The organism is Hyphomicrobium sp. LHD-15, assembly GCF_031157355.1.
Taxonomy (GTDB): Bacteria; Pseudomonadota; Alphaproteobacteria; order Rhizobiales; family Hyphomicrobiaceae; genus Hyphomicrobium_C.
The window spans coordinates 115,386-140,975 of record NZ_JAVIFT010000008.1; the positions used below are offsets into that span (position 1 = coordinate 115,386).

At 63.7% G+C, this 25,590-nt stretch carries 28 protein-coding genes and 1 other RNA gene; 21 read left to right on the forward strand and 8 right to left on the reverse strand.

The features are described from left to right. Positions 1-149: 149 nt before the first annotated feature. The 6 genes from RCO24_RS18630 to RCO24_RS18655 all read right to left on the reverse strand — a co-directional run bounded on the left by RCO24_RS18630 (position 150) and on the right by RCO24_RS18655 (position 4,358). Complete coding sequence (locus tag RCO24_RS18630) at positions 150-1,184, reverse strand: class I fructose-bisphosphate aldolase (protein ID WP_308964190.1); 1,035 nt, start codon at positions 1,182-1,184, stop codon at positions 150-152. Between the two features lie 74 nt (positions 1,185-1,258). Next, a complete protein-coding gene (locus RCO24_RS18635) occupies positions 1,259-2,008 on the reverse strand; it encodes a YebC/PmpR family DNA-binding transcriptional regulator (protein WP_308964191.1) in 750 nt (249 codons plus the stop codon). A gap of 398 nt (positions 2,009-2,406) precedes the next feature. Beyond that, a complete protein-coding gene (locus RCO24_RS18640; RefSeq protein WP_308964192.1) occupies positions 2,407-3,231 on the reverse strand; it encodes a TIGR00282 family metallophosphoesterase in 825 nt (274 codons plus the stop codon). Between the two features lie 13 nt (positions 3,232-3,244). Further along, entirely contained in the window at positions 3,245-3,796 is a 552-nt protein-coding gene (locus RCO24_RS18645) for a 5-formyltetrahydrofolate cyclo-ligase (RefSeq protein WP_308964193.1), read from the reverse strand. Positions 3,797-3,907: 111 nt separating this feature from the next. After that, a non-coding RNA gene (gene ssrS, locus RCO24_RS18650) (6S RNA) lies at positions 3,908-4,069 on the reverse strand. Between the two features lie 34 nt (positions 4,070-4,103). Then, on the reverse strand, positions 4,104-4,358 hold the full coding sequence (locus tag RCO24_RS18655; RefSeq protein WP_308964194.1) for a DUF4164 family protein: 255 nt from the start codon (positions 4,356-4,358) through the stop codon (positions 4,104-4,106). 288 nt (positions 4,359-4,646) lie between these two features. Here RCO24_RS18655 and gap point away from each other — a divergent pair, with 288 nt between their 5' ends. Further along, the gene (gene gap, locus RCO24_RS18660) at positions 4,647-5,654 is read left to right on the forward strand and encodes a type I glyceraldehyde-3-phosphate dehydrogenase (protein ID WP_308964195.1); all 1,008 of its coding nucleotides are present in this window, start codon (positions 4,647-4,649) and stop codon (positions 5,652-5,654) included. Between the two features lie 260 nt (positions 5,655-5,914). After that, positions 5,915-6,490, forward strand: coding sequence for an HdeA/HdeB family chaperone (locus RCO24_RS18665; RefSeq protein WP_308964196.1), 576 nt, complete (start codon positions 5,915-5,917; stop codon positions 6,488-6,490). 82 nt (positions 6,491-6,572) lie between these two features. On the opposite strand, the gene RCO24_RS18670 is transcribed toward RCO24_RS18665, so the two are convergent. Together RCO24_RS18670 and RCO24_RS18675 are read right to left on the reverse strand one after the other, a co-directional pair. Further along, positions 6,573-6,920, reverse strand: a complete 348-nt coding sequence (locus RCO24_RS18670; RefSeq protein ID WP_308964197.1) for a hypothetical protein — start codon at positions 6,918-6,920, stop codon at positions 6,573-6,575. Positions 6,921-6,962: 42 nt separating this feature from the next. Further along, the gene (locus RCO24_RS18675; RefSeq protein WP_308964198.1) at positions 6,963-7,283 is read right to left on the reverse strand and encodes a hypothetical protein; all 321 of its coding nucleotides are present in this window, start codon (positions 7,281-7,283) and stop codon (positions 6,963-6,965) included. Positions 7,284-7,399: 116 nt separating this feature from the next. Between RCO24_RS18675 and ruvC the strand changes: the two genes are divergently transcribed. From ruvC to ftsH, 19 genes are all read left to right on the forward strand, one after another. Beyond that, positions 7,400-7,915 carry a crossover junction endodeoxyribonuclease RuvC gene (gene ruvC / locus RCO24_RS18680; RefSeq protein ID WP_308964199.1) on the forward strand — a complete coding sequence of 172 codons (516 nt, stop codon included), beginning with the start codon at positions 7,400-7,402 and terminating at the stop codon, positions 7,913-7,915. Further along, a complete protein-coding gene (ruvA, locus tag RCO24_RS18685; RefSeq protein ID WP_308964200.1) occupies positions 7,912-8,541 on the forward strand; it encodes a Holliday junction branch migration protein RuvA in 630 nt (209 codons plus the stop codon). Before ruvC ends, ruvA begins: the two co-directional genes overlap by 4 nt. A 26-nt stretch (positions 8,542-8,567) precedes the next feature. After that, positions 8,568-8,810 carry a hypothetical protein gene (locus tag RCO24_RS18690; RefSeq protein WP_308964201.1) on the forward strand — a complete coding sequence of 81 codons (243 nt, stop codon included), beginning with the start codon at positions 8,568-8,570 and terminating at the stop codon, positions 8,808-8,810. An 88-nt stretch (positions 8,811-8,898) separates the two neighbouring features. After that, the gene (gene ruvB, locus RCO24_RS18695; RefSeq protein WP_308964202.1) at positions 8,899-9,942 is read left to right on the forward strand and encodes a Holliday junction branch migration DNA helicase RuvB; all 1,044 of its coding nucleotides are present in this window, start codon (positions 8,899-8,901) and stop codon (positions 9,940-9,942) included. A 243-nt stretch (positions 9,943-10,185) separates the two neighbouring features. Then, the gene (locus RCO24_RS18700) at positions 10,186-11,121 is read left to right on the forward strand and encodes a metallophosphoesterase (protein ID WP_308964203.1); all 936 of its coding nucleotides are present in this window, start codon (positions 10,186-10,188) and stop codon (positions 11,119-11,121) included. Positions 11,122-11,206: 85 nt separating this feature from the next. Continuing rightward, a complete protein-coding gene (locus tag RCO24_RS18705; RefSeq protein ID WP_308964204.1) occupies positions 11,207-11,707 on the forward strand; it encodes a YbgC/FadM family acyl-CoA thioesterase in 501 nt (166 codons plus the stop codon). 70 nt (positions 11,708-11,777) lie between these two features. Then, complete coding sequence (locus RCO24_RS18710; protein WP_308964205.1) at positions 11,778-12,443, forward strand: carbonic anhydrase; 666 nt, start codon at positions 11,778-11,780, stop codon at positions 12,441-12,443. Further along, on the forward strand, positions 12,443-12,769 hold the full coding sequence (locus RCO24_RS18715) for a YnfA family protein (protein WP_308964206.1): 327 nt from the start codon (positions 12,443-12,445) through the stop codon (positions 12,767-12,769). Before RCO24_RS18710 ends, RCO24_RS18715 begins: the two co-directional genes overlap by 1 nt. A 398-nt stretch (positions 12,770-13,167) precedes the next feature. After that, entirely contained in the window at positions 13,168-13,881 is a 714-nt protein-coding gene (gene tolQ / locus RCO24_RS18720; protein WP_308964207.1) for a protein TolQ, read from the forward strand. Between the two features lie 7 nt (positions 13,882-13,888). Next, the gene (tolR, locus tag RCO24_RS18725; protein WP_308964208.1) at positions 13,889-14,347 is read left to right on the forward strand and encodes a protein TolR; all 459 of its coding nucleotides are present in this window, start codon (positions 13,889-13,891) and stop codon (positions 14,345-14,347) included. A gap of 343 nt (positions 14,348-14,690) precedes the next feature. Next, the gene (locus RCO24_RS18730; protein WP_308964209.1) at positions 14,691-15,797 is read left to right on the forward strand and encodes a protein TolA; all 1,107 of its coding nucleotides are present in this window, start codon (positions 14,691-14,693) and stop codon (positions 15,795-15,797) included. 120 nt (positions 15,798-15,917) lie between these two features. Beyond that, positions 15,918-17,399, forward strand: coding sequence for a Tol-Pal system beta propeller repeat protein TolB (gene tolB, locus RCO24_RS18735; RefSeq protein ID WP_308964210.1), 1,482 nt, complete (start codon positions 15,918-15,920; stop codon positions 17,397-17,399). A 282-nt stretch (positions 17,400-17,681) separates the two neighbouring features. Then, the gene (locus tag RCO24_RS18740; protein ID WP_020086874.1) at positions 17,682-17,816 is read left to right on the forward strand and encodes a hypothetical protein; all 135 of its coding nucleotides are present in this window, start codon (positions 17,682-17,684) and stop codon (positions 17,814-17,816) included. A gap of 46 nt (positions 17,817-17,862) precedes the next feature. Beyond that, positions 17,863-17,985, forward strand: a complete 123-nt coding sequence (locus RCO24_RS18745; RefSeq protein ID WP_291151118.1) for a hypothetical protein — start codon at positions 17,863-17,865, stop codon at positions 17,983-17,985. A 726-nt stretch (positions 17,986-18,711) separates the two neighbouring features. Further along, the gene (gene pal / locus RCO24_RS18750) at positions 18,712-19,221 is read left to right on the forward strand and encodes a peptidoglycan-associated lipoprotein Pal (protein ID WP_308964211.1); all 510 of its coding nucleotides are present in this window, start codon (positions 18,712-18,714) and stop codon (positions 19,219-19,221) included. Positions 19,222-19,638: 417 nt separating this feature from the next. Next, positions 19,639-20,718 (forward strand): OmpA family protein, encoded by a 1,080-nt coding sequence (locus RCO24_RS18755; RefSeq protein WP_308964212.1) that lies wholly within the window; start codon positions 19,639-19,641, stop codon positions 20,716-20,718. A gap of 99 nt (positions 20,719-20,817) precedes the next feature. Further along, a complete protein-coding gene (ybgF, locus tag RCO24_RS18760; RefSeq protein WP_308964213.1) occupies positions 20,818-21,909 on the forward strand; it encodes a tol-pal system protein YbgF in 1,092 nt (363 codons plus the stop codon). Between the two features lie 116 nt (positions 21,910-22,025). Then, positions 22,026-23,369 (forward strand): tRNA lysidine(34) synthetase TilS, encoded by a 1,344-nt coding sequence (tilS, locus tag RCO24_RS18765; protein ID WP_308964214.1) that lies wholly within the window; start codon positions 22,026-22,028, stop codon positions 23,367-23,369. A 213-nt stretch (positions 23,370-23,582) separates the two neighbouring features. Further along, complete coding sequence (gene ftsH / locus RCO24_RS18770) at positions 23,583-25,508, forward strand: ATP-dependent zinc metalloprotease FtsH (protein ID WP_308964215.1); 1,926 nt, start codon at positions 23,583-23,585, stop codon at positions 25,506-25,508. The last annotated feature ends 82 nt before the right edge of the window (positions 25,509-25,590 follow it).

Sequence of the window (25,590 nt, forward strand, 5' to 3'; positions counted from 1 at the left end):
TCCCACACGCAATCAGGCCGTCGAATGCAATCAAGGCGCAACGAGGGGGGCTCGTCGCGCCTTGATATTTGGCCTTCGTTCCATTGGCCCGAAGGTAAGGGAACAACGGGCGGGGACCGGTTTGGTTCCCTCGCTCCGAAATTTTTCGCTCAGGCGGCCTTTTCGAGCTTCGCATCCCACTTGCCGAGGGCGGCAAGGCTGTTCATGCGGGCACGATGCGTGAAGGCGCGCTGCCCGGCGGCGACGTTCTCCGACTTTCCACCCCAAGCGGTGAGGGCTGCGGCCTGCAACGCGCGGCCGTAGGAGAAGGTCAGAGCCCAGGGCAGATTTCCTGCCGCGTTCATCAGTGAAAGATGCTGGGTCGCGATTTCATCCGACTGGCCACCCGAGAGGAAGGCGATGCCGGGGACGGAGGTGGGAACCGTCGACTTCAGGCAGCGCAGCGTCTTTTCGGCGACTTCCTCGGCGGAAGCCTGCTTGGCCGACTTCTGGCCGGCGATCACCATGTTCGGCTTCAGGATCATGCCTTCGAGTTCGACGCGGGCGTCGTAGAGTTCGCGGAACACGGTGCGCAGCGTCCACTCGGTGACGCGATAGCACTCGTCGATGTCATGACCCGCATGCTCGCCGTCCATCAGCACTTCCGGCTCGACGATCGGAACGATGCCGGCCTCCTGGCAAAGGATGGCGTAACGGGCGAGGGCGTGGGCGTTGGCCTTGACGCAGTTCCAGGTGGGAAGGCCATCGGCGATGGTGATGACGGCGCGCCATTTGGCGAAGCGGGCGCCGAGCTTGTGGTACTCCGCGAGGCGCTCACGCAGGCCGTCGAGGCCTTCGGTGATGGTTTCGATCTTGGAGGTTGGGCCCGCAAGCGGCTTGGCGCCGACGTCGACCTTGATACCGGGAATGGAGCCAGCGGCTTTCATGACTTCGACGAGCGTGGTGCCGTCCTTGGCCTTCTGGCGGATGGTCTCATCATACAGGATGACGCCCGAGACGTAGTTCTTCATCGCGTCGTTGGCGCGGAACAGCATCTCGCGATAGTCGCGGCGGGTGTCCTCAGTCGAGGTGACGCCGATCTTGTCGAAGCGCTTCTTGATGGTGCCGGAGCTTTCGTCGGCGGCCAGAATGCCTTTGCCGGGCGCTACCATGGCTTGTGCGATGTCTGCGAGCTTCTCGGTCATGTGCCTCTCGTCCCGTTCGTTCTCTTCTGGTTCATTTCGAATGCGCCTGATCGTGCGTGCGACCTGCGGCGCGTTTATGCGGCCGTGAGTTTCTTCAACACTTCCTCCGACACCTCGAAGTTGGCGAAAACGTTCTGAACGTCGTCGTCGTCTTCCAGGGCGGCAATCAGCTTCATGATGGATTCAGCGTTGTCCTCGTCCACCTCGGTGCTGAGATTTGGTTTCCAAACGGCTTTGACGCTTTCGGGTTCACCGAGTTTTTCCTCGAGTGCGGCCGCGATCGTGCCGAGGCTGTCGAATGAGCAGGTCACGAGGTGGCCGGAAGCGTCCGACACGGCATCGTCGGCGCCGGCGTCGATGGCGGCTTCGAGCACGCTGTCGGGCGAACCCGCGGCCGTCTTGAAGCGAATTTCTCCGACATGCTGGAACATGTGAGCGACGGCCCCGGTGGCGGCGAGGTTGCCGCCGTGTTTCGTGAAGACCGCGCGGACGGCGCCGCCGGTGCGATTGCGGTTATCGGTCAATGCTTCGGCGATGACGGCAACGCCGCCCGGCGCATAGCCTTCGTAGCGGATGGTTTCGTAGGCTTCGCTATCGCCGCCCTGCGCCTTCTTGATGGCGCGCTCGATGTTGTCTTTCGGCATGTTTTCGGCGCGGGCCGTCTGGATGGCGAGACGCAGGCGGGGGTTCATGGCGGGGTCGGGCATGCCGGACTTGGCCGCCACCGTGATTTCACGCGCGAACTTGGCGAACATCTTGGCCCGGGCCGCATCCTTGCGCCCCTTCTTGTGCATGATGTTCTTGAATGCTGAATGGCCGGCCATGTTCGTTTCCGAGGCTGTTTTCTGGTTTGCTGATTGTTTCGATCAGGGGGGTGTGCTTTGCGTCCGATTTAATGAGCGGCCGTCTGGCGCCGGTCAACCCCCCTAAGGGCTCGAAAACGGCCTAAATCAGGGACAGTCATCCGGTTTTCGAGGGTGGGCAGATACCCGGCAAAGGTGGCGAGGTTGCGGACTTTTCGAGCGAACTGTTGCCTTTGCAATCACAAAATCACCCCTGGCGCCATCTCGCGGGGCTGAATAGAATCAATTAAGATTTACGCCATACCGCCAATGCCCAATCGCGGACAGGGTGAGCATGCTCATCGTTGCGCTGAGGGCGGGATAATCCCCCTCCTCAAGCGGTTGCCATAGATACTCTCTCAATCTCTCTCGAGTTTCTCTCACTCGATCCAAAAGAGCGGCTCGGCAGGCTCCAAAACGCCTCCGAGCCGCAAACTTTTTACGCGCACCGCAAGGCCTGTCTTGTCGTCGATCTCGACGGCGAGTCCGGACACCGTGGCGGGGCCTAGGGCGGGCTCGAAGCGCTCGCGCGGCAAGCGCGTGAGGAAGCGGTTCAGCGGTTCGTCGGTGTCCATGCCGAGCACGGAATTGTAGTCGCCGCACATACCGGCATCCGACATGTAAGCGGTGCCGCTCGGCAGGATGCGCTCGTCTGCGGTCGGCGTGTGGGTGTGGGTGCCGACGACGACGCTGACGCGTCCGTCGACGAAATAGCCGAGCGCCTGTTTCTCGCTCGTCGCTTCGGCGTGAAAGTCGACGAGGATCACGTCGGCGCCGGATTTCAGGCCGCAGGTGGTGATCTCGCGGTCGATGGCGCGGAACGGGCAATCGAGCTCGGTCATGAAGACGCGGCCCATGGCGTTGATCACGAGAACATCGGCGCCGTTCTTGGCTTTCAGCATGGCGGCGCCGCGTCCGGGCGTGCCGGGTGGGAAGTTGATCGGGCGGATCAGCCGTTCCTGGCGGCCGATGAAGACGAGAGTGTCCTTCTGATCGAAGGCGTGATTGCCGAGCGTGACGGCATCGGCCCCGGCGTCGATCAGCTCCTGATGGATGGCTTCGGTGATGCCGAAGCCGCCAGCCGCGTTCTCGCCGTTGATGACGACGAAATCGAGTTTATAGCGCTCGCGCAGGCGAGGGATGGCCTCGACCGCGGCCTTGCGGCCGGCGCGGCCGACGATGTCTCCGAGGAACAGAAGGCGCATCAGTTTTTCTTCTTCATGCCGAACAGCGGAGGGGGCCGGACGGCGTCAGGATCCAGTCGAGGCGTTCGTCATAGTCGACATGGGGGACGGCGTCGACCCGCTGCTCGTCGAAGGCGATGCCGATCGAGACGACAGGCTTAAGGGCGCGTAGCCGCGCGAGGGTGCGGTCGTAGAAGCCGCCGCCATAACCGAGCCGATAGCCCACAGCGTCGAACGCGAGCAGGGGGCCGAGCACGATATCCGGATCGACGGCCGGGGCTTCGGGCAGGGGCTCGCGGATACCCCAGGTGGTTTCGGCGAGCGGGTCTCCCGGCTTCCAGGCGCGAAACACCAGGGGCTTTCCTTTGCCCTCCATCACCGGAAGGCAAAGGCTGTAGCCTTCTCCCAGCAGGCGGCGCATGAGCGGCGCGGGATCGATCTCCTCGCCGATGGTGAGAAAGCCCGACACGATGGCGGGCGCGGGTTTGCCCGCGAAAGCAATGCCATGGCGCGCGATGTCGTCAGGGGCTTCGGCGCCGAGCTCGGCGAACGCTTCCTTCCGCGCGAGCTTCGCTGCGCGGCGCATCTGTTTCTTCTGGTCGTCGACCGATGTCGGGGGAGCAGGGTTGTCCAAGGCGCGTCCGCGGTTGGATGGCGCGATCGCCTCGAAACGGGCGGTCCGTGCCGGCTCTTATAGGAAAGTGCCGCGGTGGCCGTTGGAACGTTGATCTCGCCGGGTCCCTACAAATGTAAGGTGGGCGCCATATGTCCGGGACCACGGTCCCGGCCAGGGACAGCTCCCAGGCAGATCTTATAGGCCCTGGAGAATATTTGTTCCTGACGAGCCCCGCAGCCAGATCAACATAGGGGCCGGGGGGCAAAAAAGCGAGGGTTCAGTCGTTTCTATCGACAGCGCCGCTGAGCGACTCGATGACCCAGTCGATCCGGCTTGCGACGGCGCTTCGACTTTCCTCCAAGGCGGCGATGCGCTGGCGCGCCTCTTCAAGCTCAGCCTTGAGGCGATCACGCTCCTGTTCGAGAGCCTTAACGCGCGCGTCGCCGGATGTGGCGGCAGGTGAGGGTGAAGCCTGCTCCTTGGTGCGTCCGGCAGCCGGACGCTTTGCCTTTTCTTTCACCCGCTGCACCATGAGTTAACTGCATCCCCCTAACGCGCGCTGACGGAGGCCAATTCGGCTTCGCTCGCGCGGTCCCGGCAGCATAGGTAAATTGATCTTGCGGCGCAAGAAATTGCCCGTGCGGAATGCGCAGGGTCGCAATCAAATTTGCCGGAGGGGCGAGGTGTGGCGGGAGATGGCATTGACAGGGTGGGGCCTGGCCAACTTAATGGCGCCCGCCCGGCGATCCAGCTGGCGCATTGTGTCGTATATGCGTCACCCCGCCCAACATAATCAGCCTGCCCGATTGGAGGATGTTTCATGGCACTCAAGGTCGCGATCAACGGATTTGGCCGCATCGGCCGCAACGTGCTGCGCGCGATCTACGAGTCCGGGCGCACCGACATCGAGGTGGTCGCCATCAACGATCTCGGCCCGGTCGAGACGAACGCGCATCTGTTGCGCTTCGACAGCGTGCATGGACGTTTTCCCGGTGAAGTGACGGTCAAGGGCGACAGCATCGACCTCGGCCGCGGGCCGATCAAGGTGACGGCCGTCAAGAACCCGGCCGAGCTGCCGCACAAGGAGATGGGCGTCGACATCGCGCTCGAGTGCACCGGCATTTTCACCAGCAAGGAAAAAGCTTCGGCGCATCTCGCGGCGGGTGCCAAGCGCGTGCTCGTCTCGGCGCCGGCGGACGGCGCCGATCTGACGGTCGTCTACGGCGTCAACCACGAGAAGTTGACCAAGGATCACCTGGTGGTCTCGAACGCCTCGTGCACGACCAACTGCCTGGCGCCGGTCGCCAAGGTGCTGAACGATCTGGTCGGCATCGAGAAGGGCTTCATGACGACCATTCACAGCTACACCGGCGATCAGCCGACGCTGGATACGCTGCATAAGGATCTTTATCGCGGCCGTGCGGCGGCGCTGTCGATGATCCCAACCACGACGGGCGCGGCGAAAGCCGTTGGCCTCGTGCTGCCGGAGCTCAACGGCAAGCTGGACGGCACGTCGATCCGCGTGCCGACGCCGAACGTGTCGGTCGTGGACTTCAAGTTCATCGCCAAGCACGAGACGACCAAGGACGAGATCAACGCCGGCATCAAGGCGGCGGCTTCGCAGGCGCTCAAGGGCGTCCTCGGCGTCACCGACCAGCCGAACGTTTCGAGCGACTTCAACCACGATCCGCGCTCGTCGATCTTCCATCTCGACCAGACCAAGGTCATGGACGGCACGCTGGTGCGCGTTCTTTCCTGGTACGACAACGAGTGGGGCTTCTCGAACCGCATGGCCGATACGGCCGTGGCGATGGGCAAGCTGATCTAACAACGGCTTGCATACTTTTTTGCGTGGGGCTGCCGAGGGCACCTGGGATAACCGGGTGCCCTTTGGCTTTTTCGGCGGGACGGCACCGCAATCTATTGGATTTGTGGCATTGGCTTTGGCGGGCGTTTACCGTGCGGATGGGCCGCGCGGCCTGCGCATATGCTCGCTAGAGCTAAATTAATGCGCTTGCTGAACAGTGGCGGCACCGGATCTCAAGGCCGCCCCATCGGGCTGCCCGGCGCGTCACTGGAGCCTAGCGCATGTTGCGTCCTTCCCTCGCCTTGCTCGTTCCCTTCCTTTTCGCGTTCTCGTTGCCAGCCTCTGCCGGTGGCATCGATGCCACGACTGTGACCTGTAGCGAGCTAGCCGAAGCCGAAATCTCGCAATCCAGTGACGATCATTTCGGCGCAGCGGTTCTGCTGTCGTGGATGGCGGGCTATCACGCTACCGAGGAGCAAGGCACCGTCGTCGATTTCGAAGCGCTGAAGGCCGATGTCCAACGCACCGTCGAGTACTGCAAGAAGCATCCGAAGGTCGGCGTTTATTCCGCATCCGAGAAGTTCATGGGCGAGAACGCGACGGACGTATCTTCGGAGGCCGTCGATCTCGCGACCATCAAGTGCCAGCGGATCGTCGAGGCTGCCAACGAGGACGACAAGGATGGTCTGGCCGTCATCATGATGTGGCTCGCCGGCTATTATGCCAGCTACGCCGAAGACAAGATCATCGACAAGGAGAGGCTGCAGCAGCAGGGCTACGAGGTCGGCAAGGCGTGTGCTCAAAGCACCGAGACCGGCCTGATCACGGTGGCCGACAAGGTCATGCAGCACGAATAAGCCGCTCTTGGGCAGGCCATGCGCTCAAAAAAGAAGGCCTCCTGTCCTGTTGGACAGGAGGCCTTTTTGTTGTCCAGGCTGGTCAGCGCCACCAGTAACCGGCGGCGGCGAGACCCGCGCCGACCAGCAGCAGGATGATCGCGATAAAGTTTGCGACCTTGGCCGCGAAATGCCCGATCACAGTGCCGGCGGCCCGCTTGGCCTTGCCGGTGGCGGACGCCTCGGCGTTGATGTCACGCAGTTTTTGCTCGAGCGCGGTCGGGTTCTCTGCCGAGCGCTGACCGGTCGCGACCTGCCAAGCGCTGTCGAAGGCGGCTCCGGCGAGGTCATAGCGCGAGACGCGCCACATGATGATCACGCCGAGTAGCGCGACGCCGGCTCCCCAGATCATCATCCATTCGTTGGTGCCAAGGTCGAAGGTCGTCGGCATGCAGGATCTCGCTCATTAGGTGGGATTATCGTGTCGGCAGGGTCAGTCCAGCTTGCGGCAGGCGTAGTCGAACTCTTTGATCTTCTTCATGATCGAGGCCGAGGATGTGACGATGCCCTCGATCTTCTCGCGCCCTAAAGCATAAGGCACGCTTTCCTGGTCATAGTCGGGCAGAGGCTCGGCTTTTTGCGCCTCGACGAACGCGCAGCCTTTTTCCGTGTAACAGGCGATCGACAGGCCCTCCAAAGGGGCTTTCAGGTCCTTGAGGCACAGGAATTCGGCGTCGGCCGCCAGTGCGGCGGTTCCGAAACCGATGGTGGCGATTGCCGCCAGTGCTGCGCCGAGGCCTCTCGCATGTCGCATGGCATTCCGCTCCGCTGAACGTGCGCCAACCTAGGGCCGGGCCTGGGATCTGGAAAGGGGGCGTAACGTGCGGGGCGGCGAATCGCAGTAATCGGAAGGGATACAGAGGGGCAGGAATGGTTCGCATCATCGGCATCGATCCGGGGCTACGGCGCACGGGGTGGGGCGTCATCGAAAGCGATGGCGTGCGGCTGTCCTACGTGTCGTCCGGCCTCATCACCTCGACCTCGGACGAGGATCTCGCTTACCGCCTGCGCGAAATCTACGAGGGGCTTTCGAGCGTGATCGCGGGCTCTGGGGCGAGCGAGGCGGCGGTCGAAGAGACGTTCGTCAACGAGAACCCGCGCGCGACGCTGAAACTCGGCCAGGCGCGCGGCATGGCGCTGCTGGCGCCCGCCATGAAGGGCCTCAAGGTCGCCGAGTATCCGCCGAACCTGATCAAGAAGGCGGTGGTGGGTGCGGGGCACGCCGACAAAAAGCAGATCCAGGCGATGGTCGGGTTCCTGTTGCCGAAAGCGCGCTTCGAGAGCGCGGACGAGGCGGATGCGCTCGCGATCGCCATCTGCCATGCCAATCACCGAGGCGCTGCGGCGCTCGCGCGGCGTGTGCTCAAAGAAGGAGCTGCAGGATGATCGGACAGCTCAAAGGCAAAGTGGATGCAATCGGCGAATCCCACGCGATCATCGATGTGGGCGGCGTCGGCTACGAGGTGCAACTGTCGGCGCGAACGCTGCGCAACCTCAAGCTCGGCGAAGCGGTGACGCTGACGATCGACACGCACGTGCGCGAGGATTCCATAAAGCTGTTCGGCTTTCAGAGCGAAGTCGAGCGGAGCTGGTTCCGCACGCTGCAGAACGTGCAGGGGGTTGGCTCCAAGGTGGCGCTGGGCGTGCTCGGCGTGCTTTCGACCCACGATCTCGCCAATGCCATCGCGCTCGGAAACTGGGCGGCGGTCGAGCAGGCGCCGGGCGTCGGCAAGAAGCTCGCGCAGCGCATCGTCGCGGAATTGAAGGACAAGGCGCCGGCGCTGTCTGTTGCCGGGCTCAACGTGCCGGAGGCGACTGCGGGCGGCGCTGCCGGATCGGGCGTGCCGGTCGAGGGCATGGCGGCGGCAGAGGCGATTTCCGCGCTGACCAACCTCGGCTACAATCCGGCGCAGGCGTCTGCGGCGGTGGCGGCCGCGATGAAGGAGCTTGGCGCGGAGGCGGATACGGCCAAGCTGATCCGGCGCGGATTGAAGGAATTGGCGGTTCGGTAAGCAGCAGGCAGTAGGGAGCAGGTCCGATGGGCAAGGTATTCACGTTTCCGGTGTGGCTGGTCTTGTCGCTGATCTGGACCGGGCTTGTCGCCTACTACGCGTATACGACGCTGCCGCACGTGCCGATGGATATGTCGGCTTCCGATCCGGCCACGGTTGAGGCGCTGCGGGCCGCGACCGGCAAGCACGCGTTCACCTACGGCCTGATCGCGGCGGCGCCGCCGGCCCTCGCGCTGCTGATTGGATGGCTCGTCTGCCGTCGCGCATAGGTTCGCCGCACGTGTCAGCCTATAATTGACCCCCAGTGAGGTCAGCTCGTACTTGACCCAGGGGGCGAATATCGCCACAGAACAAATCATGACCGATCGCCTCATCAGCGGAGCGAAGCGCGAGGCGGATGCCTATGAGGCGTCGATCCGGCCACGCTCCCTCACCGAATTCGTGGGCCAGGAGCAGGCGCGCGCAAACCTTCGCGTCTTCATCGAAGCCGCGAAGACGCGCGGCGACGCGCTCGACCACGTGCTGTTCGCTGGCCCGCCCGGCCTCGGCAAGACCACGCTCGCCCAGATCATGGCCAAGGAGATGGGCGTCGGCTTTCGCGCCACCTCGGGGCCGGTGATCTCGAAGGCGGGCGATCTCGCGGCGCTGCTCACAAACCTCGAAGAGCGCGACGTGCTCTTCATCGATGAAATTCACCGCCTCAATCCGGCGATCGAGGAAATCCTCTATCCGGCGATGGAGGATTTTCAGCTCGATCTGATCATCGGCGAAGGGCCGGCGGCGCGTTCGGTCCGGATCGATCTGGCGAAGTTCACGCTGGTCGGCGCGACGACGCGGGCGGGCCTGTTGACGACGCCGTTGCGTGATCGCTTCGGCATTCCGATCCGGCTCAATTTTTATACCGTCGAAGAGCTGGAGAGCGTTGTTACGCGCGGGGCGCGGGTGCTGGGTGCGCCGATTGCGCCGGATGGGGCGACTGAGATCGCGCGCCGTGCACGCGGTACGCCGCGCATTGCCGGCCGGCTGCTGCGGCGCGTGCGCGACTTTGCGGCCGTCGCTGGCGCGCCCGTGATCGACGCGAGCGTGGCCGATGTCGCGCTTCGGGCGCTCGAAGTGGACAACGCCGGCCTCGATGCGCTCGACCATCGCTATCTCTCGTGCATCGCCAAGAGCTACGAAGGCGGCCCCGTCGGCATCGAGACCATTGCGGCCGCGCTTTCGGAGCCGCGCGATGCTCTGGAAGAGATCGTCGAGCCTTACCTGCTGCAGCAGGGCTTCATCGGCCGAACGCCGCGCGGACGCGTGGTCACGATGAAGGCGTTCCGGCACCTCGGACTTTCCGGACCGGCGCGGGCGGCGACGCCCGAGTTGCCGTTCGAGGAGGGGGAAGAGCAGGGCTAGAAGGTTGGCAACAGGCAGCGGGCAGCCGGCAGGAGAGAGGCGCGCTCACGTGTCCAATGGGCCAGCGCGCGTAGGAAATCTAAGGTCAGGGCGTTGCTTGATTTGCCTTTTTCACCGCCCGTTAGCCCTTGATCCCGCAATTTGGTGACTCGCGGCCGCCTTCGATTTAGCCATCTTTTGACGCCGATTGATGTGATCGAAGCCTGCGTTGGCCCCGATCCGCTTTGATCTCGGAGTTCGCCCTTGCTCTCGCGCAGACAGTTTCTGAAAGGCGTGGCGCTGACCGGCGTCGGCTCCATGAGCTTCGGCGGATATGCCTTGGCCGAGCCGTTCCGCGTCGGCGTAACACGATATTCGGTGTCGCCGCCGGATTGGCTGCCCGGGCTCGAGCTGCGCATCGCGGTGCTGACCGACCTTCATATCTGCGAGCCTTGGCTTGGCCTCGACCGGCTGCGCCGGATCGTGGCGCGCACCAACGCGCTCGGGGCGGATGTGATCCTGATGCTCGGCGACTATGTCCGCGGCGGGCGCATCGGCAATTGGAGCCGCGAGGTCAAGCACGAGGAGTGGGCGGCGGTGCTCGGCGGCCTCAAGGCGCCGCTTGGCGTGCACGCGATCCTCGGCAACCACGATTGGTGGGAAGACATCGACGTACAGCGCCGTCATAGCGGGCCGGTGAAGTCGCAGGTGGCGCTCGAGGCGGCCGGCATTCCGGTTTACGAGAACGACGCGTTTCGCTTCGAGAAGGATGGCCTGCCGTTCTGGATCGCGGGCATCGGCGATCAATGGGCGTTCTGGCTGCCGCGCAGTGCGCGCAAGGGCAAGCGCCGGGAAGAGTCCTATGAAGGTGTCGACGATCTCGCAGGGACGCTCGAAAAAATCACCGACGATGCCCCTGTGATCCTGATGGTGCACGAGCCCGATATTTTTCCCGAAGTGCCGTCGCGCGTGGCGCTTACCCTCGCGGGACATACGCACGGCGGGCAGGTGACGATCGCAGGCTACGCGCCGACCATTCCCTCCAAGTATGGGCAGCGCTATCGCTATGGCCACATCGTCGAAGAGGGGCGCAATATGATCGTGTCGGCGGGCATTGGGTGCTCGTCGCTGCCGATCCGGTTCGGCGCGCCGCCGGAAATCGTGCTGATCACGGCTGCGTCGGGGCAAGACGTCGCCTAGACCTGCTCCCCTTTTCCGGAAGCACTCTTTTCCTGATGTACTCCGGCCCTTGACCCGGGGCCGCCAATTGGATTTCTGACCTTCCATGAGCGATACAGAACAAGCTTGGCCCGATCTCGCGGGCCGGATCATCGACGACGCGAGCGGGCGGCGGCATGTGCTGCCGGTGCGGGTCTATTTCGAGGACACAGACGCGGGCGGTATCGCCTATCACGCCTCCTACATCCGCTGGTGCGAGCGGGGGCGGACGGATTTCCTGCGCCTGCTCGGGACGGATTCGCGCCGTCTCATCGACGGCTCGGTGAGCGTCGAGCCCGCGGCTTTCGTCGTGCGCCGGATGAACTGCGATTTCCTGCGGCCGTCGCGGATGGACGACGTGCTGATCGTCGAGACGCGGGTGAAGGAGCTGGGGGGCGCCAGCGTCACGCTGCTGCAGGCCGTGATCAATGGCGAGAGGCGGGTGTTCGAAGCCGAGGTGACGGTGGTGCTGGTCGCGGTTTCCGGCAAGCCGCTGCGGCTCTCGACGGCGGTCCGCAGTGCGTTCGAAGGGGCCGATACCGGAAGAGTTCTCAAACCGGACAATTGAGGCGCATAGACAAGTCATAGACATGCGGGAATGATGGCGCCGGGTTTGGGGGGCGTTTCTGGGGGGCACGATGACGACTGCGAAAGATTCAAGCGGGATCGATCTCGATATCAAGGATGCGGTCGAGGGCTACGAGCGCTTCCGCCTCGAATTCGAGCGCGACAGAACGTTCTTCAAAAATCTCGCCACCAAGAAGCAGAAGCCCAAGCTGCTCTGGATCGGCTGCTGCGACAGCCGCGTGGTGCCGTCGCAGATCACGTCGGCGGATCCGGGAGAGTTGTTCGAAGTTCGCAACATCGCCAACTGCGTGCCGCCGTCCTGGGCCGGTGACGACACGGTGGGAGCAGCGATCGAATACGCGCTCGCGCATCTCGGCGTCGACGATATCGTCGTTTGCGGGCACTCGGGATGTGGGGGCATTCAGGCGCTGGCGGAGCCCATTCCGCCCGATCAGGAGGCTCATCTCGGGCGCTGGGTCGAATATACGCGGCGTGCGCACGAGCTGGTGGCGGCGGCGCGGGTGCCGGAACCCGAGCGCATCGGCGCGACGATCAAGGCGCATGTCCAGTTCCAGCTCGACAACCTCATGACCTACGAGATCGTCGCCAAGGGCGTCGCAGAGGGGCGGGTCGGTATCCACGGCTGGATCTACGACATGGAGCTCGGCGAGATCCAGGCCTACGATCCGAAGACCGGCGCTTGGCGCGGGCTTCTGGACGCAGTCGGAGCGCCGTGATGACGGCGATCGGGATCTTTGCCCTGACGGCGTTGTGCGAAATTGCCGGCTGTTTCGCGTTCTGGGCGTGGGCCCGGCAGGGTGCATCCGCGCTATGGCTGGTGCCGGGCGTGGCGGCGCTCATCGCTTTCGCGTGGCTCTTGACGCGCGTCGACAGCGATTTCGCCGGGCGCGCTTACGCGGCTTATGGCGGCATCTACATCGTGGCGTCGCTCGCTTGGCTGTGGGGATACGAAGGGATGCGGCCTGACCGCTGGGATCTGATCGGGGGCGCCATCTGCCTCGCAGGCACCGTGCTGATCCTCTACGGCCCACGCTCCGTGTAGCGAGCTTTGCTCTTCGGCTCTGCGTCTACTACGCTTTTGGGGGCTTCGCTGGGCCGTGGGCGCTCCGATTTGCCCCAGTTCACGGCCCTTGTTTTGTCATATTGCGCGGCAACATGGAGCTTGATGGGGTGCGCGCGCCAGTGCACGTTCGATCTGCCAGGGGGCGGATTGCCGATTCACCAGCATTCTTTACGGGGCATTCGGCCGCCCGCTCTGGAGCGTGATCGCTGTTCCCTGGAATCTCGGTCGCGCTCTCGGCTGTTTGTCGTATTTTCTACGACGTACCGTGAGGTGCTTCGTCGGAAGTGCTCCAGGTCTTTGATGAGACCGACGTTTCCCTTTTCGGTCGGTGAGACCCGACGCGCGCTTGGTCCAAGCCTCGAAAGACGGTTGACGCAATGAATCCCGCAGACGTGACGCAATCCACCCTTGCGCCCCAGGCGCATGGCGTATCCTTCATCGAACTTTTCATGCAGGCGTCGCCGACCGTCCAGTTCGTGATGGGCGGCCTGCTGCTTGCCTCGATCTGGTCGTGGGCGATCATCATCGAGAAGCTGATCGCGTTCCGGCGCGCCAAGATCGAAGCCGATCGCTTCGAGCAGACGTTCTGGTCCGGCCAGTCGCTGGACGAGCTTTACACGGGTCTTTCTCGCGGGAAGACGATCACGATGGCGGCGCTGTTCGTCGCGGCGATGCGCGAATGGAAGCGCTCCGTCGAGGGCAACATCCGCGCGCTGGGCGGCATCCAGCTGCGTGTCGAGAAGGTGATGGACGTCACCATCAGCCGCGAGATGGAGCGCCTAGACCGCCGCCTGCTGTTTCTTGCGACTGTCGGCTCCACGGCGCCGTTCGTCGGGCTGTTCGGCACGGTCTGGGGCATCATGACGAGCTTCCAGGCCATCGCGGTTTCCAAGAACACCAATCTCGCCGTCGTGGCGCCCGGTATCGCGGAAGCGCTGTTTGCGACCGCGCTCGGCCTGATGGCCGCCATCCCGGCGGTGGTATTCTACAACAAGTTCCAGGCCGATTCGGCTCATATCAGCCAGCGGCTCGAAGCGTTCGCAGACGAGTTCGCCGCGATCGTCTCGCGCCAGATCGACGTCAGGAGCTGATCCTTAGATGGGAATGAGCATCAAGGCCGGAGGCGGGGGCGGAGGCCGGAGACGCAGGGGACGCCGCAGCGCGCCGATGAGCGAGATCAACGTCACGCCGATGGTCGACGTGATGCTTGTGCTGCTCATCATTTTCATGGTGGCCGCGCCGCTTCTGACCGTCGGCGTGCCGATCGAGCTGCCGCAATCGCAAGGCAAACAGCTCGAAAGCAACAAAGAGCCGCTCACCATCTCTGTTTCGTCCAACGGCGATGTTTTCATCGGCGAGACGAAAGTCGGAATCGACGAGGTTGCGGAGAAGCTCAAGGCGATCGCGAAGAACGGCGTCGATGAGCAGATCTTCGTGCGCGGCGACAAGGGAATTACCTACGGCACGGTGATGCTGGTGATGGGCCGCATCAGCGCCGGCGGATTCAAGAAGGTGTCGCTGGTGACGGAAGTGGAAGAAGGGGCTAGCGCCCAGTAGAGCGCGATCGGTTTTGAGTGGTCCGCGATCACGCTCTAACTCGTTGGTGGGACCGTTGGTTCATGCTTCGGACTGTTCGAAGCGATCATGGTCTCGGTGTTTGGTTCGACCTTCGATTCACGCGTCAGGCTGATAGGAGCTGAAGCGATCGGGGTCTGGAGAGGTCGTTACGGGATCGTGGGCCGGAAGATGATGCTGGTCTTCGGAGCACGTACGAGGACGAAGGCATGATGCAGTTTGGGCGGGGATTTTCGGCGCTCGTCGCCGGCCGCGCGACATCATTCCGGGCGAGGCTTCGCATGCTTCAAGGCGTGCGCGATCTGCGCGCGCGCGGAGGGTGCCCATGCCGATCGGCCTGACCCTCTCTTTCCTGCTGCATGCCGGCGCGATCGCGTGGGCGTATCTCGCAATGGCCTCGACACCGCCGCTCAGGCCGCCGGAGCCGGCGCCTATCGAGGTCGCGATCATTACGCCGTCGGATCTGCTTGCGCTCAAGAAGGGCAGCACGACGGCAACCGAACTCGAGGCGAAAGCCAAGGAAAACCCGAAACCCGAGGTCTCGAAGCTCGAGGCCGAGAAGCCGAAGCCGGTGACCGCGCAGGAGCTTCCGTCCGAACCTGCGCCTCCGCCCGAGCCGGAAAAGAAGGCTGCCGAGGCGCCGCCGCCTGAGCCGCCGAAACCGCCGGAGCCTCCCAAAGAGGAGCCGCCAAAGCCGGATCCGATCGCCGAAAAGCTCGCGGCCATGCCGCCTGAGCCGCCGCCCGGCCCGACACCGGACGAGTTGAAGAAGGTTGAAGAGGAAAAGAAGGCGGAGGAGCAGCGGCAGGCGGACGAGAAACGCAAGGTCGAGGAGCAGAAGAAGGCCGAAGAGGACAAGAAGAAAGCGGAAGAGGAAAAAAAGAAGGCCGAGGAAAAGCGCAAGGCGGAAGAGAAGAAAAAGGCCGAACAGAAAAAGAAGCTCGCCGAACAGAAGCGCAAAGAGGACGAGAAAAAGAAGAAGCAGCAGCAGGCCGACCGGCTCGCGGCGTTGTTGGACAAGGATCCGACACGCAAGGGCGCGCCCAATTCCGCGACCGAGCCGCAGAACCCGACCGACTACACCGGACCGACGGCGGGTGCGCGCGAAGGCGATGCGCCGGTTCTCTCGGTGCGTGAGCAGGATCTTTTGCGGTCCCAGATCAGCCAGCAGCTGCGTGGCTGCTGGAAGCTTCCGGGTGGCGGCGGCGGTATCGAGACCATGGTGGTGACGCTCAGGTGGCGGCTGCGCCCCGACGGCTCGCTCGAAGGGGAGCCGGTGCTCGATTCCCCACAATCCAGCCCGGTGTATCAGATCGCGGCGGAGGCGGCGGTCCGGGCGGTCAAAATGTGCTCGCCGTTCACGCTTCCGCCCGACAGATACTGGGCCTGGAAATCAATCATCTGGGATTTTGATCCGCGCGAAATGCTGTAAGCGTTATGCCCAAAATCGGAATTCCTCGTCTCGCCAAGCACTTTGGCGCCACGATTCCAATCGAAGATAAGGTCCATGATCGAATTTCGCCCGCAAACCCAAACCCTTCGAGCGCGCCCTATGCCCCTGCCGCAGCTGTTTGCCGCCGTTTTTGCCGTCCTGGCTGCGGCTTTGTTTTCGCCTGACGCGTCAGCTCAGGTGGACGATGCCTATCGCCCGCCGGCTGCTGGGGGCGGCGGTGGTTTTCAGGACCAGCTGCGCGGCCAGGGTTACGACGTGCCTCCTCCCGGGGGCGGAGGCCGTGGCGGAGCAGACGGTGGTGGCGCGCCGGGCGGGGGCGGAAGCTTCACGGGCGGCGAGGGCGGCGGTCTGCGCGGTACGCAGCGGCAAGGCACGGTTGCGCCGATTCCAATCGCAATCCCGGTTTTCACGGGCGACGATCCGAAGCTCGCCGCCGATGTTGCTCAGGTGGTGATGGCCGACCTCGAACGGTCGGGCCTGTTCCAGCCGCTCGATCCGAGTTCGTTTCTGGAAAATATTCGCGACGTCAACGCGTTGCCGCGGTTCCCGGATTGGCGGCAGATCGGCGCTGAAGCGCTGGCCGTCGGGCGCGTCGTGCGCGGGGCGGATGGACGGCTGACGTCCGAATTCCGGCTCTGGGACGTGACGAGCGGCAAGCAGCTCGCGGGGCAGCGGTTCACGACCGGCTCGCAGAACTGGCGGCGAGTCGGGCATCTCGTCGCCGACCAGGTCTATGAACGCCTGACGGGTGAAAAGGGCTACTTCGATACGCGCGTGGTGTTCGTCGATGAAACGGGCACGAAGGCGAAACGCGTGAAGCGACTCGCAATCATGGATCAGGACGGCGCCAACGTGCGGCTCCTGAGCCAAGGCCAAGAGCTGGTGCTGACGCCGCGATTCAATCCGGTCGCGAGCGAGATCGCCTACATGGCCTACACGCGCGACCAGCCGCACGTCTTCCTGATGAACCTCGAGACCGGCAAACGCGAGATCGTCGGCGAGTTTCCGGGCATGACGTTCGCGCCGCGTTTTTCGCCGGACGGGCGACGCGTGATCATGAGCCTTCAGAGCGGAAGCGATTCCAATATCTTTGAGATGGATCTCCGGACGCGCCAGACGCGCCAGCTCACCAGTTCGGGCGCCTTGGATACCAGTCCGAGCTACGCCCCGGATGGGCGCGAGATCGTTTTCGAATCCGACCGGGAAGGCACCCAGCAGCTTTATGTCATGGGGTCCGATGGCTCCAACGTGCGCCGGATCAGCATGGGCGATGGGCGCTATTCGACGCCCGTGTGGTCGCCGCGCGGCGATTATATCGCCTTTACCAAGCAGTTAGCGGGGCGATTCCTGATCGGCGTGATCCGTCCCGACGGCTCGGGGGAGCGTATTCTTACGGAGGGGTACCACAACGAAGGTCCGACCTGGGCTCCCAACGGCCGTGTGTTGATGTTCTTCCGTGAAAGCCAGGGTGAGACCGGCGGGTCGAGAATCTATTCGGTGGACCTCACCGGGTACAACGAGCGAGTCGTGAACACCCCTTCGTTTGGCTCAGACCCCGCCTGGTCGCCTCTCCTGAACTGATACAGTGTTTAACCAGACTTTAACCGGAGCTTAACCGGAGAGGGCTATTCTTGCATCAGCGCCTCTCAGGGAAGGCGATGAATTTCGCGTTGTAAAACAAGGGTTTCAACGCGACCGGCAGCGGTCGCCCAGAGCCCGGTGGAGCACCAACAACGGAGTGGCATTTTCGCATCAACGAGGGGGGAAAACAGTGTCGTACGGCCCTCAGTTCTTGATCAAATCATGCCAGGCCGGTACCCCAATATTCGGCTCGTTGCCGAACAAGCATCAGGAGATAAGACCATGCAGGGTGTAAAGGGGCTGATCGTTCTTTCGGCTGCCGTTGTCGCTGTTGCGCTCGGCGCGTGCCGTCGCGAAGAAGCGGCGCCGTTGAAGCTCGGCGTCGAGGTTCCGACTGCCACGGAAGTGGCTCGCTAACGTCCGAATTTTTTCACTACTTTGGGATACAACAGGAGATACTACCATGAAGGGCGCTATCGTTCTCGCTGCCGCTATCGTTGCTGTCGCTCTCGGCGCTTGCCGTCGTGAAGAGGCTGCTCCGCTTAAGCTCGGCGCTGACGTTCCGGCTGTTGCCGACGTTCGCTAATAGCGAATTCAAAGTTTGATCTGAGCTTACGTTCAGGTTCGACTTAAAAACAGAGCTGTCGCAGCGCTTGCTGCGGCAGCTCTGTTTGTTTTTGGATTCTCGTTTGCATGGAAGTGCTGATGCGTGGAAGCGCTTAGATTTTCGGTGCTCGTTTCGGATATCGGGTTCCATGTGAGCCGGTCCGATTGTGGCATTCGTCCGCAGGATTTCGATCCGCCGGCTTCTCCGCGAAAGAATCGAGACGGGAATTCGGCGCGAGACCCGGACGCGTAGCTGCTGCCGGTGCGCGTTGCGCAGATGCAGCCATTCGGTGCTGTCCCCAGGCGAATTCGAGCCACCCGCATTCGTTGCTTGCTGCGCTGGATTAGATCGCTCATTTTCAGCGGTAAGCGACGCCGGGATGGCTTTGTGACGGTTTATCCGTCGACGTGTTATGGGCTTAGCCTTCCCTCGATGGTCAATCGAACATGGCCACGAGAGGCACGATCCATGAGAGATCAGGGCGGCGCATTTGGGAGAAAATGCTCTCTGAGCAGCTCGAGGCGGTTGCGGTGCTAAACGCCGTTTGCCGTCTGAAGAGCGCTACGTCGCGGATCTTTTGACGCACGTAGTAGAGAGGGTGGCCACATTTTCGTACGATCGGCCGGTTATTTGGTTCGGTCGTGGGGAGTTACTGGGTTCCGGTGCGCGCTAGGCCGCCGTTGAGCCGATGAAAGGATAACGTTTATGGCGCCTGCTTTTCGGGCCTCTAAATTCGCAAGCGCTCTCTTGCTTCTCGTAACGGCAGCGGCGGTCGTAGGCTGCGCCAACAATCAGAACGATCCCAATTCGCAGCTCGGGCCGGACGGCAAAGGTCCGATCACGCCCGGCACGCAGCGCGACTTCAGCGTGAATGTCGGCGACCTCGTCTATTTCTCGTCCGACAGCACGGATCTGACGCCGGAAGCCCAGTCCATTCTGCAGAAGCAGGCACAGTGGCTTCGGCAGTATTCGCAGTTCACGATCACGATCGAAGGCCACGCCGACGAGCGCGGCACGCGTGAATACAACATCGCGCTCGGCGCACGCCGCGCGACGGCGGTGCGTAATTATCTCGCGCAGAACGGCGTCGCGGCGAATCGCGTGCGGACGATCTCGTACGGCAAGGAACGGCCGGTCGCGGTTTGCAACGACATCTCGTGCTGGTCGCAGAACCGCCGCGCACAGACGGTGCTGAACAACAGGGTCGCTTCATAGAGCGTGATTGCTTCTCTTTGAATCGCAATCCCGCTCTAGATTCTTAATGAGACCGATGATTCACGCTTCGGACTGATAAGGTCCGAAGCGATCATGGTCTAAGCGCCATCGCCGTTTCGCGCATCAATCAGAAGGCCCGCGGTCCCCCGGATTGCGGGCCTTCCGCTTTCCGGCTGCTGGAGTGTCCGGATGCGCTAGCGCCGATCCGCAACTTTCATTGGATGGCGTCGGTTGGGTGGCGTCAGCACCTTTTCCGAATCGGGCGCCGTCCCTTAAACATCTCTTGTGAAACTCGTTTTTGCCGGGCCGGCTCACTTCAGGTGGCAAAGTTTGGCCGTATTGCGAGCGCAGAGCTTTTCCAACGATCTCGGCGTTTGGTTTGGTTCGAGCGCCCTGCCAAGATGAGGATGCCCATCCATGCGCACGCGATGTGCGGCGGTCGGCTTTAAAATTCGGGGCTTTGTCGCTGTCGGCCTTGTGGCTGCAGCCGGTACGCTCGTTGCGTCTCAGGCCGCCCAATCTCAGACCGCGAATTCCGGCGCCGAGTTCAACGAGGTGCCGATCGGAACGTTTTCCGTCGGGCGGTCTGCGAACGGTTTCTCGATCGTCGAGCCGCCGGAAGGCGTGCCCGAATCAAAGCGCGACAGCGCAGATGACGGTAGCGGCCGCTGGTTCTTTCAGGGCTGGGAGCGTTCGCCACCGTCGGATACCTCCGAGAGCCTTTACAAAGACGCGCGCACTGCGCTCGAAAACGGACGTACGGACGAGGCGCAGGGCCTGTTCGAACGCTTGATCGCCGAAGCGCCGGGCAGTCCGCGCGCGGCCGAAGCCAGAATGCAGCTTGGCCGAATCTATCGCGGTGATGCCGGGAAGCCTGCCGCCGAAGCGCGGGCAACGGAAACGAGTGCCACGGAAACCGGTGCGCTTCCGGAGGCTGGTGCGCGCAAGGCCCAGCTCCCCTGGTCAGGGGGGGCAGAGGGATCGCGCCCCGCTTCGCTCAACGTTTCGCCGGCGCTGCCGCGCTCGGCCATCAACCAAGCGCGGGTCTCGGCTACGATCGACGGCGAATTCCTTTCGGATGCCGGCGACCGCGTGTTTTTCAGTGCGGGCAGCGCCAATCTCGGCATTCGCGCGCGCGGTGTCATCCAATCGCAGGCGCGCTTCCTTGCGCGCTATCCCGATCTGACGGCCGTGGTCGAGGGCCATGCCGACGACGGCGCGCTTCCGAACGACGAAAGCACCCGCATCTCACAAGAGCGCGCGTTTGCCGTGCGGGATCGCTTGATTGCAGAGGGTGTCGAGCCCGATCGCATCACGGCGTACGGCCGGGGACGCGAGGAGCGAGTGTCCGATTGCCCGGCACCGGAATGTCTGGCCCAGAACCGGAGGGCCGTCACCGTGCTGCTCAATGGGCGCCTGCGGTTTGGTGAACGCCCGTTGGGGCGGCGCGCCGATGGTGAAACCGCGGATCCTCAAGGGAGGCCGCCCGCGCAGTAATCCCTGTGCGGCACTCGCGACATGACCTTCCTCATGGCCTTCACGTTGCCTCGGGCCTATGATGCGGCCACCAGATCAATGAAGGAGGGCGTTCGGCCCATGTATTCGTCCAAGCCTTTGTCGAAAGGGCGCGTGTTTGGAGCCGTGGCGGGCGCGCTGATCGGCCTCGCTCCGTTGGCAGGGGTCGGGTTCGCTCAGACGGTTCAAAGCCAGCAGCTGCCCGAGGTCAAAGGCGCGCCGCCGGCAAAGCAGCAGAAGAACGCAGGCCAGCCGCCAGCCGGTGGTGGCGGGGATAGCGCAGGCCTTCGCCAGCGTGTCGAGCAGCTCGAGGAGCAGCTCGTCGATCTGCAGGTGGTGATCGGGACGCTCGAATCGTTGGCACGGACGGGTGGGGCGCCTGCGGCGCCGGTTCGTTCCGAAGCGAGCGGCGGCGTTTCGGCGAGCGACCGCGGACGGCTCGACAGCATCGAAACGCAGATCCGCGCGCTGACCGCTCAGGTCGAGCAGCTTGCGAGCGAAGTGCGCAACGGCGCGCAGCGTAGATCGGATGCGGGTGGGGCTGGGCCGGGCTTTGCCGGCGAGGCGCCGCAGACGAGCCGGTTCGGCTCGACGACCGTCACCTCCGACAACGCCGATCCGATTGGTGCGCTCGCAGAAGCTAATTCCGGCGTTGGAACTTCCGGCGTTGGAGCGGGGCCTGCTCCGCAGGCGCCTCTTCCGCCCTCGACCTATGGCGCCGAGACGCTGCCGTCCGTCGGAGGTAGCGGTGGTGGTCAGGTCGCAGCCGTCGATCCTGCGGCGGCAGGCAATCCAAAGCAGGTTTATGAAACAGCCTACGGGCATCTGCTGCAGCAGGACTATGGGGCCGCGCAGGCCGGGTTTCGCGATTTCCTGAAAAACTATCCGCAGGATCCGCTTGCTCCCAACGCGCTCTATTGGCTCGGCGAGGCGCATTACGTCCAGCGCAACTACGCCGATGCGGCCGAGGCTTTCGATCTCGTGATCTCGGCCTATGGCACCAGCGGCAAGGCCGCCGACGCGCAGCTCAAGCGCGGGATGTCGCTCGCGCAGCTTGGCAAGCGGCAGGACGCCTGCACCAGCCTTCGTGCTGTTGCCTCGAAGTATCCCAGTGCTCCGGCGCACCTCAAGGCCAAGGCCGACAGCGAGCGGCAAAGGATCGGTTGCCCGTGACGGAGCCTGCGGCGCGTGTCGTGTGATGCCGGCTCCTGGAGCATACCTTCGATTTTGCGCGCGCACCGAACGTGAGACGTTCGTCCCTGTTTTCGTAATCCGCTCAGGAGCGCGTCGTGGCTGATCCCGCCACCAGTCGCGGTCTCGATCCCGACACGCTGTTCGCGGACGCGCTGTCTCCCTACAAGCGCATCGTGCTCGCGGTTTCCGGCGGGCCGGACAGCATGGCGCTAATGACGCTGATGGCGCGCTGGGTCGCGTCCGGCAAGGCTCTGCGCGGGCTCTCGGTCGATGTGGCAACTGTCGATCACGGTCTGCGGGCCCAATCGAGTCACGAAGCCGAATGGGTCGCAGGGCGCGCCAAGGCGTTCGGTTTTTCTCACACGACGCTGGTCTGGGGTGGGGAGAAGCCCGGTAGCGCAATCCAAGAGCGCGCGCGGGAAGCACGTTACGCGTTGCTCGTCGCGCACGCCGGGCGGTTGGCGCGAACCGGGCCGGGTGGTCCGGTCGCCGTGGTGACGGCGCATACGGCCGACGACCAGGCGGAGACGCTGATCATGCGTCTCGGCCGGGGGAGCGGTCTCGATGGGCTTGCCGGCATGGCGCCCTCGCGGCGTTTGCTTCCGGACGGTTCCGTTCAACTGGTGCGGCCGCTGCTCGGGCTTTCGAAATCCGATCTCGCGGATGTGCTGCGGGAGAGCGGGGAAGACTGGCTCGACGATCCCAGCAACGAGCGCATCGTCTTCGAGCGCGTGAGGCTCAGGCGCGCCAACGCGCATCTCGCGGCACTCGGCCTTTCGAATGAAAAGCTCGTGGTGAGTGCGTCGCGTCTGTTGCGCGCGCGCGATGCGTTCGAGCAGCTCACCGCTGCAAGGCTAGAAGCACTCGCGGATTTGCACGGCGGGGCCTATGCGTCGCTCGACAGAGAGGCATGGCGGCGGGAGCCTGCCGAACTCAGGGTGCGGATGCTGGCGCGCCTGCTCGTTGCGTTCGGCGGCAATGCCAAGCCGGCGCAGCTCTCGCAAGTGGAAGCGCTCGAAGCGGTGCTGGCCCGTGACAAGGCGGTGGCGCAGACGCTCGGCGGATGCATCGTGTCACAAGGGCGGACGACGCTGCGTCTCTATCGGGAGCCGGGCCGAAGCAAAATTCCCGAGCTTGTGCTGGCGCCGGGTGAAGAGGCGCTGTGGGACTGGCGGTTTCGGATCAAATACGAGACGGGCGAGCAACAGGATGAGGGCGAGGATACCCTCGGGCCCGTCCAGGTGCGTCCGCTCGGGCTGCAAGCTTATGCAACCCTTAGGGGTAATCTTTCGCCCAAGGATCGTCCGCCGGCCCGGGCCGCCGACGGTCTACCGGCAATCTGGTCGGGGGATCGCCTGATTGCGGTTCCAAGCCTCTCCGGCTGGGCTGAGAGCGATGGGCGCTTCTCGGCCGTCTTTCTTGGGCTCGATGCCGCTTGAACCCCTGACGAGCTTGCTACGAGCGCCTGGGTCGCAGACGGTGCGCACCGGCGCCCGTGGGGGCTTTCACCAAATTACAGCGATACATCGTCGTAGGGGCTCGTAAACCGGCCATTCAACTTGGCAAACGGGGCCCTGGCACCTATCTTACCGAACAGTTAGACGCGGAACGTTCCGGCCTTCTCCCTGGCGCCGGATTTCTCGGGAAAACAGATGAATCCGAACTTTCAGAAGCTTGCGATCTGGGTAGCGGTTTTCGTGCTGCTCGCAGCGCTCTTCAACTTGTTCAATAATCCGTCGCAGAGCCGGCGCGGAAGCGAGATCAGCTACTCCGATTTCTTGAGCGCGGTCGATGCAGGCACGGTGTCGGAGGTGACGCTGGCCGGCAATCGCATCTATGGAACGATGCGCGACAACGCCACGCCCTTCACCAGCTATGCGCCGGCCGATACGGGGCTGGTCGAGCGGCTGAAGGCGAAGGATGTGAAGTTCAAGGCGCGGCCGTCCGACGAGGATGTGCCGTCGATCCTGTCGGTCATCCTCAACTGGTTCCCGATGCTGCTCCTGATCGCGGTCTGGGTGTTCTTCATGCGCCAGATGCAGTCCGGCTCGGGGCGCGCCATGGGCTTCGGGAAGAGCCGCGCCAAGCTGCTCACGGAGCGGCAGGGCCGCGTGACGTTCGAGGACGTGGCCGGTGTCGACGAAGCCAAGGCCGATCTCGAGGAGATCGTCGAGTTCCTGCGCGACCCGCAGAAGTTCCAGCGGCTCGGCGGGCGTATTCCGCGCGGCGCGCTGCTCGTCGGTCCTCCGGGTACTGGCAAGACGCTGATCGCGCGTGCGGTCGCGGGTGAAGCGAACGTGCCGTTCTTCACGATCTCGGGCTCCGACTTCGTCGAGATGTTCGTCGGCGTCGGCGCAAGCCGCGTACGCGACATGTTCGAGCAGGCCAAGAAGAACGCGCCCTGCATCATCTTCATCGACGAAATCGACGCCGTCGGCCGCCATCGTGGCGCCGGTCTCGGCGGCGGCAACGACGAGCGCGAACAGACGCTCAACCAGCTGCTCGTCGAGATGGACGGCTTCGAGGCCAACGAGGGCATCATCATCATCGCGGCCACCAACCGGCCGGACGTGCTCGATCCCGCGCTGCTTCGTCCGGGCCGTTTCGATCGCCAGATCGTGGTGCCGAACCCCGATATCGCGGGCCGCGAGAAGATCCTCAAGGTCCATATGCGCAAGAGCCCGATCGCGCCGGACGTCGACGCGAAGACGATCGCGCGCGGTACCCCCGGCTTCTCGGGTGCCGATCTCGCGAACCTCGTCAACGAGGCGGCCTTGCTTGCGGCGCGCCGCAACAAGCGGCTCGTGACGCAGGCCGAGTTCGAGGACGCCAAGGACAAGGTCATGATGGGCGCCGAGCGCCGGTCGATGGTCATGAGCGAGGAAGAAAAGCGCAACACCGCTTATCACGAGGCGGGGCACGCCATCGTCGGCCTTCTGGTTCCTTACGATCCGCTGCACAAGGTCACGATCATTCCGCGTGGCCGTGCCCTCGGCGTTACGATGAACCTGCCGGAAGGCGATCGCTACAGCCGTACGCTCCAGTGGTGCGAAGCGCGGCTTGCGGTGCTGTTCGGCGGACGCGAGGCGGAGATCATCCTGGGCGGTCCCGACAACGTCACCAACGGTGCGACGGGCGACATCCAGATGGCGACGCAGCTCGCGCGCGCGATGGTTATGGAGTGGGGCATGTCCGACAAGCTCGGGCGCGTCCGCTACAACGGCAACGAGCAGGAGGTGTTCCTCGGCCATTCCGTGACGCAGACAAAGTTCATCTCGGACGAGACCGCGAAACTCATCGACGAGGAGATCCGCAGCCTCATTCACACCGGCGAGGCGAAAGCCAAGCAGCTTCTGAATGACAACCTCGACAAGCTGCATGCGGTCGCTAAGGCGCTGCTCGACTTCGAAACCATCTCGGGTGACGAGGTGGCCGGGATCATGCGCGGCGAAAACATCGTGCGGCGCGACGACGACGGTTCGAAGGGATCGGCAGGTCCGGCAGTTCCGACAGCCGGGCGCAGCCGCCCGCGCGAGGAGCCGGGTACCGGCGGCATGGAGCCCCAACCGCAGTCTTGATGAGCGTTGTTAGGTTGGACTAAGTGTTCTGAACGGCCGCGATGTCGTCGCGGCCGTTCTGCTTTTCTGACGCCCGAATATC